Genomic DNA, 17626 nt, shown 5'->3' with positions numbered 1-17626 from the left:
TAGAACGTGAAAGCCCGCGTCACAGTCACATTGAAGAACGGCATCCTTGATCCGCAGGGCAAGGCGATCGAGGGCGCATTGAAGTCGCTCGGCGTCGACGGCATCGCCCAGGTGCGCCAGGGCAAGGTGTTCGACATCGAACTCGCGCCCGGCGCCGATCAGGCGAAGGCCGAAGCCGCGTTGAAGGCGGCGGCTGACAAGCTGCTGGCGAATACGGTGATCGAGAATTACAAGGTTGAGGTGCAGGGGTAACGCTTCTGCGTGAAGCCTTACTCCGCACGAATACCGCAGCGCGCATCGTCTTGAACTGAATGAAGCACCGAGCCTGACATGAAATCCGCCGTTCTCGTCTTCCCCGGAATCAATCGCGAGCGCGACATGGCGCGGGCGCTGAAGCTTGCTTCGGGCACTGAAGCCAAGATGGTCTGGCATGCCGAGACGTCGCTGCCGGCCGGCACCGATATTGTCGTCGTGCCCGGCGGTTTCTCCTATGGCGATTATCTCCGCTGTGGCGCCATCGCGGCGCGCTCGCCGGTGATGGACGCGGTGCGTAAATTCGCGGCCGATGGCGGCCTCGTGCTTGGCGTCTGCAACGGTTTTCAGATCCTGTGCGAGAGTGGCCTGTTGCCGGGCATTCTGATGCGCAATGCGCGGCTGAAGTTCATCTGCCAGGACGTCCATCTGCGCGTCGAACGTTCCGACACCGCCTTCACCCGCGGCTACAATGCCGGGCAGGTGATCCGCGTGCCCGTCGCCCATGGCGAAGGCAACTATACCGCGGATGAAGAGACGCTGAAGCGCCTCGAAGGCGATGGCCGCGTGCTGTATCGCTATTGCTCGCCCACGGGCGAGGTCGGCGATCTCCACAATATCAATGGCGCGGCGGCATCGATTGCCGGCATCGTCAGCGAGAACGGCAATGTGCTCGGCATGATGCCGCATCCGGAAAACCACGTCGAAGACATCATGGGCAACACAGACGGTCGCGGCCTGTTCACAGGCCTCGCCGCCCATCTGGCGCGCGCTGCATAGCTGCACTGCGCGATCGAACCCAGCGTTATCTCACAGCGTCCATCACGCATCGGATGACACGTCGCCGGCCTCTTGCCGGCACGTAGCGTTCATTTGCTTGCTTGAGGGGATGCTCATGCCGCTGGCTCTGGTCATTGTTCTGCTCGATATCATGCTAGTCTATCACGCTGCCCGCACCGGCCGGATGCAGCCCTGGGCCTATATCATCCTGATGGTCCCGGTGGCCGGCGCGGTCGCCTATGTGGTGATCGAACTCCTGCCGGAGATTTTCGGCGGGCGCACCGCGCAGCAGGCGCGCCGCAATGTCGCCAAGCGCATCGATCCGGAAAAGACCTATCGCGCGCTCGTCGATCAGCTCGCATCCGCCGATACGATCGCCAATCGCGCGGCGCTGGCGGCGGAGTGTCTTGAGATCAGCCGCTTCGACGAGGCCGTGCAGCATTACGACCACATCCTCGCTTTGCCGCTCGGGCACGAAGCGAAATATGCGCTGGCCAAGGCGAAGGCGCAGTTCGGTGCCAAACGCCCGCTGGATGCAATCGCCACGCTCGACGAATTGCAGAAGCAGTGGCCCGACTTCGAATCCGCGGACGCGCATCTCCTCTATGCACGATCGCTGACCGACGCGGGGCTAACCGACGAGGCACTCGGCGAATACGAAGCGCTGCTGCGTTATGCATCGAGTGCCGAGGCCCATGTTCGCTATGGCCAGCTGCTGCAGGCGCTGGGGCGCACGTCGGAAGCGAAAGTCGTGTTCGCAGAGTTCGTGGTGCAGATGAAGCGTGCGCCGAAATTTGCCCGCAAGGCACAGGCGGAATGGTTGTCCATCGCCGAGAAATCGCTTGCGGCGTGAGAGCCGCAGTCGCAATCTCACGCTGTCACCGGGCTGTTGTGATTGATACGGAGTGCGCGACGTGAGTGATCAGATTTACCGTTGGATCGGACGTGCGGTGGCTAGCCTGACGGTGATGTCGTTTGCTGCAGTTGCTCACGCGCAAACCTATCCCACACGCGCCATCACGATGATTGTACCCTTTGCCGCCGGGGGTACATCCGATGTGATCGCGCGCGTCGTTGCCGAGCAAATGTCGGTGCCGCTCGGCCAGACCATCATCATCGAGAACATTGTGGGGGCGGGAGGTTCGACCGCCTTGACGCGTGCAGCGCGCGCGACGCCGGATGGCTATACGATCGCCATTGGCAATGCGGGCACCAGCGCGGCGACCTACACGATCTATCCAAAACTGACTTTCAAGCCGGAGTCCTTTGTCTCCATCGGCATGGTCGCCAAGACTTTTGGCGTTGTTGCGCTTCGCAAGGATTTTCCGGCAGCCGATCTGAAGGCGTTCATCGCTTATGCCAAGGCCAATCCCGGCAAGGTCAATCTCGGCCATGCCGGCGTCGGCTCGTCGAATTACCTGATCTGCAAGAGTTTCGTTCAGGCGGCCGGCATCGATGTCACCCTGGTTGGCTATCGCGGTGCCGCGCCGGCATTGACCGATGCGATCGGCGGCCAGATCGATGGCGTCTGCGATTCCGCCGCATCCGTCTCGCAGGCGATCGACGACAAGCTCGTGAAGGCGATCGTGGTGGGCTCCACGGTGCGGCTGGGCTCGCTGCCTGACTTGCCGACCTCGGCCGAAGCAGGGTTGCCGGACTTCGAGGCGCAGGGCTGGAACGGACTGTTCGCGCCGAAGGGCACGCCGCCGGAGATCATTGCAAAGCTCAATGCAGCTGCACGCGTGGCAGTGGAGAGCGAGGTCGTGAAGAAGCGGTTTCGCGATCTCTCCACGGTCGCGCCCGATGCCAATGAGCATGCACCGGATGTACTGCAGCAAATCGTGACGCGTGATGTCGCGAAATACAACAAGCTGCTGCAATAGAAATAGGCGGCTGCGTATTCTCACTGTCATTGCCCGGTTTAACCGGGCAATCCAGTAGACGCAAAAGTTCGTGCTCATCACATCGGCCGGTGTCTACTGGATCACCCGCTTCCGCGGGTGATGACAAAAGTGTGCTGGCCCGAAACTTGCTCACGTCTCCTTGCCTTTGCCCATAGCAGGAGACGTCATGTTGATCCGCAAGACATCCACTATCCTCGCGCTTGCAGCCACGCTGCTGGCACAACCGGCCTTGGCCGAAAGTACGCTGCGCATCGCCATGACGGCGGCGGATATCCCCACTGCCACAGGGCTGCCGAATAACGGCTTCGAGGGCATGCGCTTCATGGGCTATCCGATCTTCGAAGGTCTCGTGCTGTGGGACCTGACGAAGACCGATCAGCTTGCCGGATTGCGTCCGGGCCTTGCGGAGAAATGGGAGCAGGCGCCGGGCGACACCAAGACCTGGATCTTCCATCTCCGCAAAGGCGTCAAATTTCACGACGGCAGCGATTTCAATGCCGATGCGGTGATCTGGAATCTCGACCGCTATTTCAAGAATGACAGTCCGCAATTCGAGGCGGCAGCCTCGGGCATGTCGCGGGCGCGCGTGCCGCTGATGGGCTCCTACAAGAAGATCGACGATGCGACGGTGGCGATCACCACTACGACACCCGCATCCTACTTCCCCTATATGGCCGTCTATCTGCTGTTCACCTCGCCGACCTCGTTCGAAAAAGCCGGCAAGGACTGGGGCAAGGTGGCGACCTTGCCGGCGGCGGGCACCGGTCCGTTCAAGATCAGCCGCGTGGTGCCGCGCGAGCGCGTCGAGCTGCTGCGCAATGACGGCTACTGGGATGCCGCGAAGAAAGCCAAAGTCGACAAGGTCGTGCTGATCCCGGTGCCCGAAGCAAATGCACGGCTGGCCGCGCTGCGTTCGGGGCAGGTGGACTGGATCGAAGTGCCGCCGCCGGACGGGATTGCCTCGCTGAAATCCGCGGGCTTCACGATCACCACGGGCTCCTATCCGCATGTCTGGCCGTGGTTCTACAATATCGGCGCCGCCAATTCGCCGTTCAAGGACGTGCGCGTGCGCCAGGCGCTGAACTATTGCGTCGATCGCGAGGGGCTGGTGAGCCTGCTGGCGGGCACCGCCGAGCCGTCATCGGGCTGGCTGAAGGCGTCCGATCCGAATTTCGGTAGTCCTGCGAACCGCTACAAATTCGATCCGGCCAAGGGCAAGGCGATGCTCGCCGAAGCCGGCTTCACGCCGCAAAAGCCGCTGTCCTTCAAGGTGCAGATTTCTTCCTCGGGGTCCGGCCAGATGCTGCCGATGCCGATGAACGAATTCATGCAGCAGAACCTGAAGGAAGCTTGCGGCGTCAATGTCGAGTTCGACGTGGTGGAATGGACGGTGCTGCTCACGGCCGCACGCTTGACGCCGGATAATCCGAACCTGAAGGGTGCGATGGGCCTCAATATCTCGTCGCCGTCGTCGGATGTCGGCATCATGGCGCGCTATTTTGCGGCGGCGAATTTCTCGCCGAACGGCTTCAATTTCGAGCAGTGGAAGGATGACGTGTTCGAGGACGCGCTGAAGGCGCTGGCGGAATCCACCGATCCCAAGGTGATCACCGACGCCACACGCAAGGCGCATGAGCGCCTCGTGGACAATCCACCCTGGCTCTACATCGTCCACGATCTCAATCCGCGCGCGATGACCAAGAATGTGAAGGGCTTCGTCTCGCCGCAATCCTGGTTCCTCGACATGACGCTGGTGAGCATGCAGTAAACGGAAGGGAGCTTCTGTAGGGTGGGCAAAGCGCAGCGTGCCCACCTTCACGCGCACGGCACTTGGTGGTGGGCACGCTGCGCTTTTGCCCACCCTACGGTCATTGGACGGCAGGTGTGGCAGCAGGCCATCTTTCGCCCACGCGCGCTGTCATATAAGAGGGCAAGCAAGGTGATTTGGCCTTGGGTCGTTCCATAAGGGCGCCAGGGCGAGTTGATAAAATCGCAATCAACATTTGCAAGATTGGCGTCCAGCCAGGCATTTGATTTGGGGCATTGCATGAAAATTCGGTTGGCGACGGTACGATCCACCGTGGCAACGCGCTGCTTGATGGTATCTGCCGTCGTGGCGCTCGCCGTCGTGGCGATGCCGCCTGCGGCAAATGCTGCCGCCAAGCAGACGCGCCCCGCGCGGCTCGTCGAGGCGATGGCGCCGCGCAATGCCGGCGAGCCGATCATGGCCATCGTGTCGATCAAGAGCCAGCAAGTGACGTTCTACGACGCCGAAGGCTGGATCGCGCGGGCACCGGTCTCGACCGGGGTAGGGGGACGCGAGACGCCGTCCGGCGTGTTCGCGATCCTGGAGAAAAACAAGGACCACCGCTCCAACATGTATGACGATGCGGCGATGCCGAACATGCAGCGCATCACCTGGAACGGTGTCGCGCTCCATGGCGGCCCGCTGCCGGGCTATGCCGCCTCCCATGGCTGCGTGCGCATGCCATTCGGTTTTGCCGACAAGATGTTCGACAAGACGCGGATCGGGATGCGGGTGATCGTCTCGCCGATCGACGCGGCTCCGATGGATATTGTTCATCCGGCACTGCTGGTGCCGAAGCCCGAGGTGATTGCTGCGGTCCCGGCGCGGGCCGAGACAGCGACGCGCGCGGCGGCAGAGGCCGCCACGGCGGCTGCCGAGGCGAAGAAGCTTGCCACATCGACCGCCCGCGAGGCGAAGCCGCTGCCGGCGGCGCTGCGCAAGCTGGAGGCCGCCAAGCTTCGTGCCGATGCCCAGCTCGCATCCGCCGACAAGGCGCTCGCCGCTGCCTCGACCGATCAGGCGAAAGCGCGCGCGGAGGACCTGAAGCATAAGGCGGCGGTGAAGGCTGCGGAACTGGCCACGGAGCTGGAGGCTGCCAAGGCCGATACGACGGCGAAGCTCGACGCTGCCACCGCAGCGAAGGACGCAGCCAAGGCTGCCGATGCCAAGAAGGCGGCCACCGCCACCGCGGCCCTCGACGCAAAGCTCGCTGCCGAACCGGTCTCGATCTATATCAGCCGCGAAACGCAGAAGCTCTATGTTCGCCGCAACACCCACAAGCCGGCGCCAGATGGCGGCGGCGAGGTGTTCGACTTCAGCATCGAAGTGCCGGTCACCATCCGCGATGCCGGCCGGCCGATCGGCACGCATGTGTTCACGGCGATGGCGCAGGACGGCACAGGCCTGCGCTGGAGCGCCGTCACCATCGACGAGGGCGACAGCGCCAGGAGCGCGCTCGATCGCATCACCATTCCGCAGGAAGTGCTCGACCGGATCGGGCCGACGGCCCTGCCGCGTTCCTCGATCGTGATCTCCGACGAACCGCTGAGCGCCGAAACCAATTACCGCACCGAATTCGTCACGGTGCTGAACAACCATCCGCAGGGTGGTTTCGTCACCCGCAAGCCGACGCCGCGCCCCGAAATGGACGTGGCGAGCGGCGACTACGACGATGGTTTCAGCATGTTCTTCCCGCGCGAGCGCGCGCCGCAGAACAATGCGATGCGCCGCCGCAGCGGCCAGAATGAGCGGCCGATGTTTCAGCGCAACTGGTGGGAATAGGGCGAGTCGCTCCGTCATTGCGAGGAGCAAAGCGACGAAGACGAAGAGGGGGTGTTAACCTCTCGGTAACCGCATTTATTCAGATCTTAATCAAAGCGTGAACATTTCATTTCATGCTCGGGTTATTGCTTCGGCAACATCGGATTTGAACAATGACATTGCGGTTCACCACCATGATCGTCGCCGTGGCGGCGAGTGCATCGACAGCTTTCGCGCAGGCGCCTGCACCGGCGCCCGCCAAGGCGCCGAATGCCAATGCCATCATCGACATCAAGGGCATGACGCCCGAACAGCGCTCGGCGGCGATCCTCGCGCAATATAGCGAGCCGGTGTTCGATCCGCAGTCTGCGCAGCGCACCGAAGATGCGATCAAGCGCTACAAGGCCATTGCCGCGAAGGGCGGCTGGCCAGCCATTCCAGCGGAAGCGAAATATGCGGCAGGCGCAGAAGGCGCGGATGTCGATCTGCTGCGGCGCCGGCTCGTCATCACCGGCGATCTGTTCACCGTTGAGAACACCGGCCCTTATAACGATGAACTGATCGCCGGCGTGAAACGCTTCCAGCTACGCAACGGGCTGCTCGCCACCGGCCTGGTCGGCCCGCGCACGCTGGCGGCGCTCAATGTACCGGTCGAGAAACGCATCCAGCAGCTGGAAGCGTCATTGCAGCGGATGCAGGCGCTCGGCTTCAAGTTCGGCGACCGCTATGTCGTCGTGAACATCCCCGCGGCCTATGCCGAAGCCATCGAGGGCGAGAAGGTGGTGCGGCGCTATCGCGTCGTGGTGGGCAAGAGCGAGAAGCCGTCACCGACGGTGACGTCGCAGATCAACAACGTCAATCTCAACCCGACCTGGACGGTGCCGTCCTCGATCACCAAGCACGAGATCTCCGCGCGCATGCGAAAAGATCCCGGCTATCTCGCGCGCATGCATATGCAGGTGCTGGATGGCCGCGGCAATGCGCTCGATCCCGCGAGCGTGGACTGGAGCGAGGGCAAGGTGCCCGATGTCACCGTGCGCCAGGATCCCGGCGAGTGGAATGCGCTCGGCCGCGTGCGCATCGACATGCCGAATTCCTACGCCGTCTATATGCACGATACCAATCAGCGCAATCTGTTCGCCAATGACTATCGCTTCGATTCCCATGGCTGCGCCCGCGTGGACAATGTGCGCGATCTCGCCGCGTGGCTGCTGAAGGACACGGCGAACTGGGATCGCACGCAGATCGATCTCGGCATCGCAACAGGGCAGCGCCTGGATATCAAGCTGACCAAGCCGGTGCCGGTGGCCTGGGTCTATCTCACCGCCTGGATGGCGCGCGACGGCATCGTGCAGTTCCGCAACGACGTTTACGATCAGGACGCGCAACTCAACGAGGCGTCGGCGGACATCAAGGCGTTTCTGAATCCGACCAGCGAGCCGGTGACGCGTTAGTGCTCGGCCGTAGGGCGGATGAGGCGAAGCCGTCATCCGCCGGCCGACTGCATTGCTGAAACTCCGCGGCGGATGACGCTGCGCTCATCCGCCCTGCGGCACAGCTTGCGCATAGGCTCCATGCGTCGGCGCGTCGCCGGTTTACAGCAGCAGCGCCGGCAGCTTAGCTTCGTTTAGCGATCACCTTGTTGAACGGATGCACGACATGACTTTGGCGATGGGTTGGGATGAGTGGGCGAAGCATGACGCGGTGGCGCTGGCCGAGCGCGTGCGCAAGGGCGAGGTGACGCCCGCCGAACTCGCGGCACAGGCTGCTGCCGGTATCGCCAAGACCAATCCCGCGCTCAGCGCCGTTGTCGAAGTGTTCGACGATGTGGTCGCCGATCCCCTGAAGGACGGGATGAATCCGGACGGCGTGTTCGGCGGCGTGCCTTATCTGATGAAGGATCTCGGGCCGACGCTGAAGGGGCGGCTGCAGGAATTCGGCTCGCAGATCATGCAGGGGAATCGTCCTGCGGCGGACAGCTTCCTGACGGGCAAGATCCGCAAGGCCGGCCTCAACATCATCGGCCGCAGCACCACGCCGGAATTCGGCGTGTGTTCTTCTGCCGAGAACAAGTTCTATGTCACGCGCAATCCGTGGAATGTTGACTATTCGAGCTGCGGCTCCTCGGCCGGCTCGTCAGCGATGGTGGGAGCCGGCGTGCTGCCGATCTCGCATGCCACCGATGGCGGCGGCTCGATCCGCATTCCTGCAGGCGTGTGCGGCACCATCGGGCTGAAAGTGTCGCGCGGCGTGTATTCGCTGGCGCCGGCCATGTCGGATCTGACCGGCCTGGTGTCGATCCAGGGATGCACCAGCCGCACGGTGCGCGACACCGCGGCCTTCGTCGACAATGTGCGCGGCGGCGCGCCCGGCGAATTCATGCCGTTCTGGTCACCGGCCGAGCCCTATAGCGAATTGATCAAGCGGGATCCCGGAAAACTGCGCATCGCGCTGTCGCATGAATGGGGCGACTACAAATCGCCGCCGCATTTCGTCGCCGAGCTGGCGCGTGTCGGCAAGTTGCTCGAAGGACTCGGACATCATGTCGAGTGGGCCGTGCCCGAGGTCGATTTCCGCGCCGCCTTCGCCGCACAGACGACCTGCTATATCAGCAATTTCGCGCAGGTGATCGCGGGCCATCTGGCGCGGCTAGGATTGGACAAACCGACCACGGACCTGCTGGAGCCGATCAATATCAAGATCTGGGAAGATGGCCTCAATACGTCCTACACCGAACGTGCCGCCATGCAGGCGGTGTTCAACACGACGTCACGCGCTTTCGGCAATTTCTTCGAGCGCTACGACATCATCCTGACGCCGATCACGGCGAAGCCGACGCCGAAGATCGGCACGACGGAATATCTGTCGATGAGCGACAATCCGTCGGTGCACGACTGGTTCGCCAATCTCTGGCAGTTCTTCGCCTATACGCCGCTTGCCAATCTTTGCGGTATTCCCGGCATCTCGTTGCCGCTGGCGTCGCAGGAGCACGGCCTGCCACTCGGCATCCAGGCGCAGGCGAAGCAGGCCAATGACGGTCTGTTGCTGCAGCTGGCCGCGCAAATCGAACGTGCGATCGATGGCAAGTGGAACGATGGCAAGCAGCCTGCGCAGCATGTGAGCCACTGAGGCCCGCTCCCCTGTCGCCTTACGAAGGTCATGGTGGGCATGCTTCGCTTTGCCCACCCTGCAGTCCGTCAATCACGGAACTTCGGCGCCTGCGACCCATTGGTGTCGGGAAGCGTGGACGGACGAAGTATCATGTCGAAGATGCGTCTCAAATCCGACTTGCCACAGAAGCTTTGCGCCGCCTGCGGGCGCCCGTTCACATGGCGCAAGAAGTGGGCACGGGACTGGGAGCAGGTGAAGACCTGTTCGGAGCGTTGCAAGGGCGATCTGCGCCGCAACCGGGCCGCCGCTGCGCCGGTCAATGGTGACCGCCCGTGAGGTGTCTGCGGCTCGTGCTCGGCGATCAGCTAACCCGCAATGTCGCATCGCTCCAGGACTATGAAGACGGCGACGTCGTTGTCATGGCCGAGGTCGCGGGCGAGACCACATACGTCAAGCATCACAAGCAGAAGATCGTCTTTGTGCTGTCGGCGATGCGGCACTTTGCCGAAGAGCTGCGAGCCGAAGGCATCGCGGTCGATTACATCAGGCTCGACGATGCCGGCAATACCGGCTCCATCACAGGCGAATTGCAGCGTGCGGTCGCGCGACATCAGGCGGAGCGGGTAATCGTCACGTCCCCCGGCGAGTGGCGCCTGCTGGCGGATCTGAAGGCGTTCGATCCGGGCGTGCCCGTCGAGATTCGCGAGGACGATCGCTTTCTGGCGAGCACCGCGTGCTTTGCTGCTTGGGCGGCAGAGCGCAAGGTTCTGCGCATGGAGTTCTTCTATCGCGAGATGCGGCGCGAGACCGATTTCTTGATGGAAGGCGATGCGCCTGCGGGCGGACAGTGGAATTTCGATCACGACAACCGCAAGCGCCTGCCGAAGGCACAGGCGCTGCCGCCGCGCTTCGGCTTTGCGCCGGACCAGTTGACGCGAGATGTGATGGCGCTGGTGCGCGCGCGCTTCGCCGATCACTTCGGCGATCTCGACAGTTTCGAATGGGCGGTGACGCGCAAGGATGCGCTGCGCTCCCTCGACGATTTTCTGCGCGATGCGCTGCCGAATTTCGGCAAGTATCAGGATGCGATGGCGAGTGGCGAACCGTTTGTGTTTCACGCGGTCATTTCGCCCTATCTCAATGCGGGCTTGCTGACGGCACGCGAGGTCTGCATCGCGGCGGAGCGCGAATACATCGAAAAGCGGGCGCCGCTGAATGCGGTGGAAGGATTCATCCGGCAGATTCTCGGATGGCGTGAATATGTTCGCGGCGTCTATTGGCTGAAGATGCCGGACTATGCCGAAACCAATGCGCTGAACGCGACGCGGCCGCTGCCGTGGCTGTACTGGTCTGGCGAGACCGACATGCATTGCATGGCCGAAGCAATTGGGCAGACGAAGCGGACGGCTTATTCGCATCACATCCAGCGGCTGATGGTGACCGGCAACTTTGCGCTGCTCGCCGGCATCGCGCCGAAGGAGATCGCCGAATGGTATCTCGTCGTCTATGCGGATGCGTTCGAATGGGTCGAGCTGCCGAATGTGCAGGGCATGTCGCAATTCGCCGATGGCGGCCTGCTGGCGTCGAAGCCCTACGCATCATCCGGCGCCTATATCGACCGGATGTCGGATTTCTGCCCGAGCTGCGTCTATGACGTAAAGCTCAAATCCGGACCGAAGGCATGCCCGTTCAATTTCCTCTACTGGGCCTTCCTGATCCGCAACGCGGCGACGTTGCGCGGCAATCAACGGATGGCGATGCCGTACCGCACGCTGGCCGGATGGGACGAGGGGCGCAAGGCGGCGGTGATTGCGGAGGCGGATGCGTTTCTGGATGGGCTGGACGTTTGATGAATTGAGCGATGCGCTCAGCCGCGCGTCTCTATCATGATCGGGTTAGATGCGGCGCTGTGTAGTCGTCGAGCAGCTTGACGAACTGTTTGGCGAGCACGCTGAGCTCGCCGGTTGTCGGTTTCAGGACACCGACTTCGTAATGAACCAAAGGCGAGAATGGCCGGACCACCAGCGCGCCGGTTGGTCCCGTCCGCCGCAGCGTGTCGGCAATGCTCAAGGCGTCCACCAGGCAGATGCCGGCGCCGTCGATCACGAGATTAAGGGCGATGGCGAAGAACTCGCATTCGATCGCTGGATGGAACGGCGTGCCGCTGGCCTCAAAAGCGCGCGAGATGGCGGCGTAGGAGGTGCGGCTGCCCGGCGTGATGATGAGATCGCTTCCTTCCAGCAGATCGGGGGTGAGCGTTTCATGGGCAGCCAATGGATGAGATGCGGGCAATACGCATTGCAGCCGGAAGCGATAGCGCTTCAACACCATGTTGGTGCGGTCGAATGGCGGCTCGGCAATGCCGATGTCGAACGCGCGCGATGACACCAGGCTGCGGACATTGTCGGAGCTGCGCGTCAGCAGCCGGATTCGGGTCGCCGGGCGGTCGCGGCGGAAGCGGCTGACGATCTGCGGAAGCCAGGCAATGCCGGGGCCCGGGCTGCTGGCAATGGTCAGGACGCCGCGCTGCCCGGCTGAAATCCCCGCTGCGGCGTCTTCCAGTTCAGAAAAGCCCGCCAGCGCCTGCACCGCTTCCGTATGCAGGAGCAGCGCTTCGGCGGTCGGGACGATATGCCGGCTTTCCCGGCGAAACAGCGCGAAGCCGACATTCTGCTCCAGCCGTTTCAGCGCGGCGCTGACGGCGGGCTGGGTGACGCCAAGCGCGCGAGCTGCCTCGGTCACCGAGCGGTGCTGCATTACGGCGATGAAAATCTCGATCAGCCTCAGATCCATAAATTCCATCTATACGTTTTATGGGCGGCATGTCGGGAAAATATCGCCATAGGATCCGTAATCACCGAATTTCCATATCTGGCATCAGATTTGCTTATGTCTCGAAGACATGTTTGGAGCGTCTGCCGCCATGACCGAGATCAGTTCACCAAGCCCCGCATCCGGCCCGTTGCTGGCCGCAGAGGCCGTGGTGAAGCGTTTTGGAGCCAACACGGTCCTTCACGGCGTCGATCTGGCGCTGGGCATGGGCGAATCGACCTGCATCATCGGGCCAAGCGGTTCAGGCAAGACGACGCTGCTGCGTTGCATGGCGCTGCTCGAGGCTCCGTCCGATGGTCGCATCCTGATGGATGGGGCGACGGTGGCGCAAGCGGATCCGTCGTCGAACGTGCGCGCTGCCGCCAAGAAGGTGCGGCCCGAAATCGGCATGGTGTTTCAGCAGTTCAATCTGTGGCCGCATATGACGGTGCTGCAGAACATCATCGAGGCACCGATGCGGGTGCGCGGCACAGGCCGCGACGAGGCCATCGCCATCGCGGAAAACCTGCTGGAGAAAGTCGGGCTGGCAGCCAAACGCGATTCCTATCCCGCGCGATTGTCCGGCGGCCAGCAGCAGCGCGTGGCGATCGCGCGCGCGCTGGCGATGCAGCCGAAGATCCTGTTGTTCGACGAGCCGACCTCCGCGCTCGATCCGGAATTGCGTCGCGAAGTGCTGCAGGTGATGCGCACGCTGGCGCTCGAAGGCATGACGATGCTGGTCGTCACGCATGAAATGGGCTTTGCGCGCCGTGTCGCCAGCCGTGTCGTCTTCATGGACGAGGGCGTCATCGTCGAGCAGGGCAACCCGCAGCTTTTCTTCGAAAATCCCACCACCGAACGAGCCAGGCGTTTCCTGACGCATTTTGAGGATTGATGACCATGAAAAAGCTTCTGACCCTTGTCGCTGCCCTGGCTGTCTCGTCTTTGACGGCGGGGCAGGCCAGCGCGCAGCAAACGCAGTCCCGTCTCTACGAGATCACCAAGAGCGGCAAGGTGAAGGTCTGCATCTGGCCGAACTACTATGCCATCTCGCTGCGCAATCCGGACACCGGCAAGCTCGAAGGCATCGACATCGATCTGTCCGAAGAGCTGGCGAAGGATCTGGGCGTCAAGCTCGAATATGTCGAGACCAGCTTCAGCACCTTCATTGCGGATCTGCAGGCCAACAAATGTGATCTCGGCATGTTCGGCGTCGGCGCCACCATGAAGCGCGCGCAGGCGGTGGCCTTCACGCAGCCCTATCTCATCAGCGGCATCTATGCGGTCGTGCAGAAGGACGGCAAGGTCAAGTCGTGGGCGGATATCGACAAGCCCGGCGTGAATGTGGGCACGGCGCTCGGCAGCTATATCGAGCCGTTCCTGCGTGCGCATTTGAAGAATGCAAAGCTTGTCGCCGTGGCGCCCCCGGCCACGGTACAGGCCGAACTGATGTCGCGCCGCGTCGATGTCATGGCCACCGACTTTCCCGCATCGACCAAGATGAATGCGCAGTTCGACTGGTCGGTCACGCTGTCGCCGCCGGAGCCGCTGTCGGTGACGCCCTATGCCTATGTGATGAACCAGGGCGACCAGATCTGGCTGAACTACATGAATCTGTTCGTCCAGACCATCAAGCTCGATGGACGCCTGAAAGCTGCGGCCGAGAAGAACAAGCTCGGCCCGATCGTCGCGCCATAAGGCCATCTCATGCAGACCTATAGCTTTCGCTGGGACGTCATCCCGAGGAATTTCGGCTTCATCGCCGACGGCATCCAGATGACGCTATTCCTGTCGGTGGTCACGCTGATCGTGGCCACCGTGCTCGGGATGGTGATCGCGCTCATGCAGATGTCGCGCTTCCGCCTGGCGCGGATCGCGGCGCTGACCGTGGGCGAGATCATTCGCAATACGCCGATCCTGGTGCAACTGCTCTGGGTCTATTACGTGCTGCCGATCGTGTTCAACATCCAGATCGACGCCCTCTCGGCGTCGATCCTCGGCCTCTCGCTCTATTCGGCAGTTTTCATCTCCGAAGTGTTTCGGGCCGGCATCGCCACGGTGCCGGTCGGGCATCGCGAGGCGGCGCAGGTGCTGGGTCTGACCCCGCTGCAGAGCTTTGTCCGGATCGTGGGGCCGCAGGCCATTCGCAGCGTGCTGCCGCCGCTGGCAGCCAACTTTGTTCAGCTGATCAAGTATTCGTCACTGGCGTCCGTCATCTCGGTCAGCGAGGTGACGCGGCGCGGCATGGAGCTGTCGTCATCGACGTTCCGGCCGCTGGAGATCTTCACTTTCATCGGGGTGATCTATTTCGTGATCTGCTGGCCGCTGACCCATTCGATCCGTATCTGGGAGGCGCGCCTTGCCCGCCGCTGAAACCGCGCGCGCGGCTGTCGCGCGCGACCGGGTCGATCAAGTGATCGATCTCGCTTTGCCGCTGATCGCCACGCCTTCGCCCAATCCGGACGGCGACACCCGCGCGGTAGCGGCGCTGGCCGCGGATCTGATCAAGACGCATGTGCCGGGCGCAGAGATCGAATTGCATCCGGGCTCGGCATCCGTCGTGAATGTGGTGGCGCGGATCCGAGGTGCGGGGCCGGGGCGGCGCGTCGTGTTCAACGGCCATCTCGACACTTATCCCGTTGGCGATGCGGCGCAATGGTCGGTCAATCCGGCGGGCGAAACGCGTGATGGCCGGCTTTACGGCCGCGGCGCGGCTGACATGAAGGGCGGGATCGCGGCATCGATTGCGGCGATGGCGGCATTGGCCGAACAGCGTGCGCATTGGCAGGGAGAAGCGGTGCTGACGCTGGCAGGCGATGAGGAGACCATGGGCCCGCTCGGCACAAAGCTGCTGCTCGATCAGGTCCCGCACGCGACCGGCGCTGCGACGATCATCGGCGATGCCGGATCGCCCATGGTGGCGCGGTTCGGCGAGAAGGGATTCATCTGGATCGACGTCACCGCGGAGGGCAAGGCGGCCCATGGCGCTCATGTGCATCTCGGCGCCAATGCGCTCGACCGCTTGCGCGTCGCGCTGGACCGCGTGAGCACCTTGCGTGATCTTCCGGTGAAGATGCCTGAGCAGGTGCGCCGCGCGATTGCCGGCGCAAAGGCGATCTCCGAACCGCTCTGCGGCGCCGGTGAAGCTGATGTGTTGTCAGCCGTGACGGTCAATCTCGGCATCGTCTCCGGCGGCACGTCGCCTAATCTCGTGCCGTCCACGGCGCATGCGGCGCTCGATATCCGGCTGCCGGTGGGAATCACGGCCGATGTGGTGCTGGCCGGTCTGAAGCAGGGCCTCGATCTGCCGGGCATCACCTGGCGCGTGCTGCGCTGTTTCGAGCCGAACTACACCGATCCGGACAACGAACTCATCCGTCGCTGCGCCAAGGCGGCGACCGACGTGATGGGACGCGCGCCTGCCGTGAACATGCGTGTCGGCGGTTCGGATTCGCGTTGGTTCCGGATGGCGAACATCCCGACCGTCGTCTACGGCCCGACGCCCTACAATATGGGCGCGCCCGACGAATATGCGGATATCGCCGAACTGGGCATCGTCTCCCGCGTGCATGCGCTGACGGCGTTCGATTTCCTCACACAGCAAGCGAGTGGCGCATGAGTGACGCAGCAGAATTCGTCGGCCCCGAAACCTTCATGGGCCTGCCCGCGGGGCTGCCGCAGCCCGGCTGTCGCGCGGCCATTCTCGGCGTGCCATTCGATTGCGGCACACATCCGTTCCGGGTGGGCGCGCGGCAGGGGCCGCTGGAAGTGCGCCGCGAGTCGCGGCTGATCCGCCGCTATCATCCATCGCTCGCCGATGTCGACGTGCTGTCGCTGCTCGGCGCTGTCGATGCCGGCGACGTGGCGCTGGTGCCGGGCCGTATCGATGACGCGTTCGTGCGGATCGAGGCCGCGGCCGCGCGCATCGTCGAGACGGGCGCGGTGCCGATCGGCATCGGCGGCGACGGGTCGGTGTCGCTGCCGTTGATGCGGGCTGCGGCACGCAAGCACAAGGGCCTGGTGGCACTGCATATCGACAGCCACACCGATGCCTATCCCTATACGCCGGATGATCGCTACAACGCGGCGACGCAGTTCACCAATGCCGCCGAGGAAGGCCTGGTGGACGCATCCTCCTCCTGGCATATCGGCGTGCGCGGCTTCACCTATTGCTCCGGCGTGCTGAAGCATACGCGCGGGCTCGGCTTCCGCGTCATCACCATCGAAGACCTGATGCGCCGCGGCTTTGCGCAGACCATCGCGGAATTCAGCGACGCGGTCGCCGGCCGGCCGGTCTATCTGTGCTGGGACATGGATGTGTTCGATCCCTCGGTGGCGCCGGGGGTCTGCACGCCGGCATGGGGCGGGCTCACCGCCCGCGAGGGGATCGAATTGCTGCGCAGCCTGTCCGGGCTGAACATCGTGGCGATGGATTTCAACACGGTCAGCCCGCCGCAGGACGTCAACGGCATGGCCGCGCAACTCTGCTCCCACATGATCATGGAAGCGCTGGTGTTGCTGGCGTCCAATCTGGGGCTGCTGCCGGATTGAGATGGGTGCTGCGGCCGGCGCTCACTCCGCCGCGATCGCCGCCGGCTTCGTCCGCTTCTTCACGCGCTTGATCGTGCCGGAGAAGGTGAACAGTTTTCGCCCGCCCGTATGCAGCACGCCGCGGAGGAAGATCAGCGAGCCGCCGATGCGGGTCATTTCGCCATCGCATTCGATGAGGTCGCCGACCTTGCCGGCATCGAGGAATTCGCAGGCGAAGGAGACGGTGATACCGGGGCCGGCGAGTTCGCGCGAGGCGAGGGCGAACAGGCAGTAATCGGCAAAGGTCATGAAGCAGCCGCCATGGACGTTCTTCATGCCGTTGAGATGCCGCGGTTCGACCCGGAAGGCGCAGCGGACGGAGCCGTCCGCCTCGACCTTGTGCCAGAACGGGCCGGACACCGATTCGAAGGAATCGCGCTTCCACGTGGTCCAGCCGGCGAATTCCCCCTCGGTTTCGGTAAAAGCATCGGCGCGGAACGGCAGGGTTGCGTCGGCAGGCACATTCACGGTGGGGAACTCCTTGGATTGGCGGCGAAAAGTGTTAAATCCGATCCGTCCGGCGGGCGCAATCCAGCCTCCGCGCAGGGCGATATGCAGGCCCGCGGAGGGCCGGACGGCACTTTTCGGGCAAAGCTTGGGACATGCGGGG

General features: G+C 63.2%; 17 protein-coding genes. 15 read left to right on the top strand and 2 right to left on the bottom strand.

Features of this window, described 5'->3' with window-relative positions; all coding sequences use genetic code 11:
• Positions 1-6: 6 nt before the first annotated feature.
• The 10 genes from purS to ACIQ2A_RS08090 all read left to right on the top strand — a co-directional run bounded on the left by purS (position 7) and on the right by ACIQ2A_RS08090 (position 11465).
• Entirely contained in the window at positions 7-252 is a 246-nt protein-coding gene (purS, locus tag ACIQ2A_RS08135; RefSeq protein WP_398477691.1) for a phosphoribosylformylglycinamidine synthase subunit PurS, read from the top strand.
• 78 nt (positions 253-330) lie between these two features.
• Positions 331-1032 (top strand): phosphoribosylformylglycinamidine synthase subunit PurQ, encoded by a 702-nt coding sequence (purQ, locus tag ACIQ2A_RS08130; RefSeq protein ID WP_398477689.1) that lies wholly within the window; start codon positions 331-333, stop codon positions 1030-1032.
• A gap of 115 nt (positions 1033-1147) precedes the next feature.
• The gene (locus tag ACIQ2A_RS08125; RefSeq protein WP_398477687.1) at positions 1148-1885 is read left to right on the top strand and encodes a hypothetical protein; all 738 of its coding nucleotides are present in this window, start codon (positions 1148-1150) and stop codon (positions 1883-1885) included.
• A 115-nt stretch (positions 1886-2000) separates the two neighbouring features.
• Complete coding sequence (locus ACIQ2A_RS08120; protein WP_398477732.1) at positions 2001-2915, top strand: tripartite tricarboxylate transporter substrate-binding protein; 915 nt, start codon at positions 2001-2003, stop codon at positions 2913-2915.
• Positions 2916-3102: 187 nt separating this feature from the next.
• Positions 3103-4704, top strand: coding sequence for an ABC transporter substrate-binding protein (locus tag ACIQ2A_RS08115; protein WP_398477685.1), 1602 nt, complete (start codon positions 3103-3105; stop codon positions 4702-4704).
• Between the two features lie 279 nt (positions 4705-4983).
• A complete protein-coding gene (locus ACIQ2A_RS08110; protein ID WP_398477683.1) occupies positions 4984-6525 on the top strand; it encodes a L,D-transpeptidase in 1542 nt (513 codons plus the stop codon).
• 152 nt (positions 6526-6677) lie between these two features.
• Positions 6678-7958 (top strand): murein L,D-transpeptidase, encoded by a 1281-nt coding sequence (locus ACIQ2A_RS08105; protein WP_398477681.1) that lies wholly within the window; start codon positions 6678-6680, stop codon positions 7956-7958.
• A 205-nt stretch (positions 7959-8163) separates the two neighbouring features.
• Positions 8164-9633, top strand: coding sequence for an amidase (locus ACIQ2A_RS08100; RefSeq protein ID WP_398477679.1), 1470 nt, complete (start codon positions 8164-8166; stop codon positions 9631-9633).
• A gap of 132 nt (positions 9634-9765) precedes the next feature.
• The gene (locus ACIQ2A_RS08095; protein ID WP_398477677.1) at positions 9766-9951 is read left to right on the top strand and encodes a DUF2256 domain-containing protein; all 186 of its coding nucleotides are present in this window, start codon (positions 9766-9768) and stop codon (positions 9949-9951) included.
• On the top strand, positions 9948-11465 hold the full coding sequence (locus ACIQ2A_RS08090; RefSeq protein ID WP_398477675.1) for a cryptochrome/photolyase family protein: 1518 nt from the start codon (positions 9948-9950) through the stop codon (positions 11463-11465). The genes ACIQ2A_RS08095 and ACIQ2A_RS08090 overlap by 4 nt, the downstream gene beginning before the upstream one ends.
• A 34-nt stretch (positions 11466-11499) precedes the next feature.
• Here ACIQ2A_RS08090 and ACIQ2A_RS08085 read toward each other — a convergent pair whose 3' ends face one another.
• Positions 11500-12408 (bottom strand): LysR family transcriptional regulator, encoded by a 909-nt coding sequence (locus tag ACIQ2A_RS08085; RefSeq protein WP_398477673.1) that lies wholly within the window; start codon positions 12406-12408, stop codon positions 11500-11502.
• Between the two features lie 130 nt (positions 12409-12538).
• Between ACIQ2A_RS08085 and ACIQ2A_RS08080 the strand changes: the two genes are divergently transcribed.
• From ACIQ2A_RS08080 to ACIQ2A_RS08060, 5 genes are read left to right on the top strand one after another with little or no spacing between them, the layout of a single operon-like run.
• Positions 12539-13321, top strand: coding sequence for an amino acid ABC transporter ATP-binding protein (locus tag ACIQ2A_RS08080; protein ID WP_398477670.1), 783 nt, complete (start codon positions 12539-12541; stop codon positions 13319-13321).
• A 5-nt stretch (positions 13322-13326) separates the two neighbouring features.
• Positions 13327-14124: an ABC transporter substrate-binding protein gene (locus ACIQ2A_RS08075; RefSeq protein ID WP_398477668.1), complete on the top strand. Its 798-nt coding sequence runs from the start codon at positions 13327-13329 to the stop codon at positions 14122-14124.
• A gap of 9 nt (positions 14125-14133) precedes the next feature.
• Positions 14134-14799, top strand: a complete 666-nt coding sequence (locus ACIQ2A_RS08070) for an amino acid ABC transporter permease (RefSeq protein WP_398477666.1) — start codon at positions 14134-14136, stop codon at positions 14797-14799.
• Positions 14786-16045: a M20/M25/M40 family metallo-hydrolase gene (locus ACIQ2A_RS08065; RefSeq protein WP_398477664.1), complete on the top strand. Its 1260-nt coding sequence runs from the start codon at positions 14786-14788 to the stop codon at positions 16043-16045. Before ACIQ2A_RS08070 ends, ACIQ2A_RS08065 begins: the two co-directional genes overlap by 14 nt.
• Positions 16042-16977 (top strand): arginase family protein, encoded by a 936-nt coding sequence (locus ACIQ2A_RS08060; RefSeq protein ID WP_398477662.1) that lies wholly within the window; start codon positions 16042-16044, stop codon positions 16975-16977. The genes ACIQ2A_RS08065 and ACIQ2A_RS08060 overlap by 4 nt, the downstream gene beginning before the upstream one ends.
• 21 nt (positions 16978-16998) lie before the next feature.
• On the opposite strand, the gene ACIQ2A_RS08055 is transcribed toward ACIQ2A_RS08060, so the two are convergent.
• Entirely contained in the window at positions 16999-17484 is a 486-nt protein-coding gene (locus tag ACIQ2A_RS08055) for a PaaI family thioesterase (RefSeq protein ID WP_398477660.1), read from the bottom strand.
• Between the last annotated feature and the right edge of the window lie 142 nt (positions 17485-17626).

The sequence above is a fragment of the Tardiphaga sp. genome, assembly GCF_044336785.1.
GTDB lineage: Bacteria > Pseudomonadota > Alphaproteobacteria > Rhizobiales > Xanthobacteraceae > Tardiphaga.
This window is presented reverse-complemented; position numbering and strand designations above follow the sequence as displayed.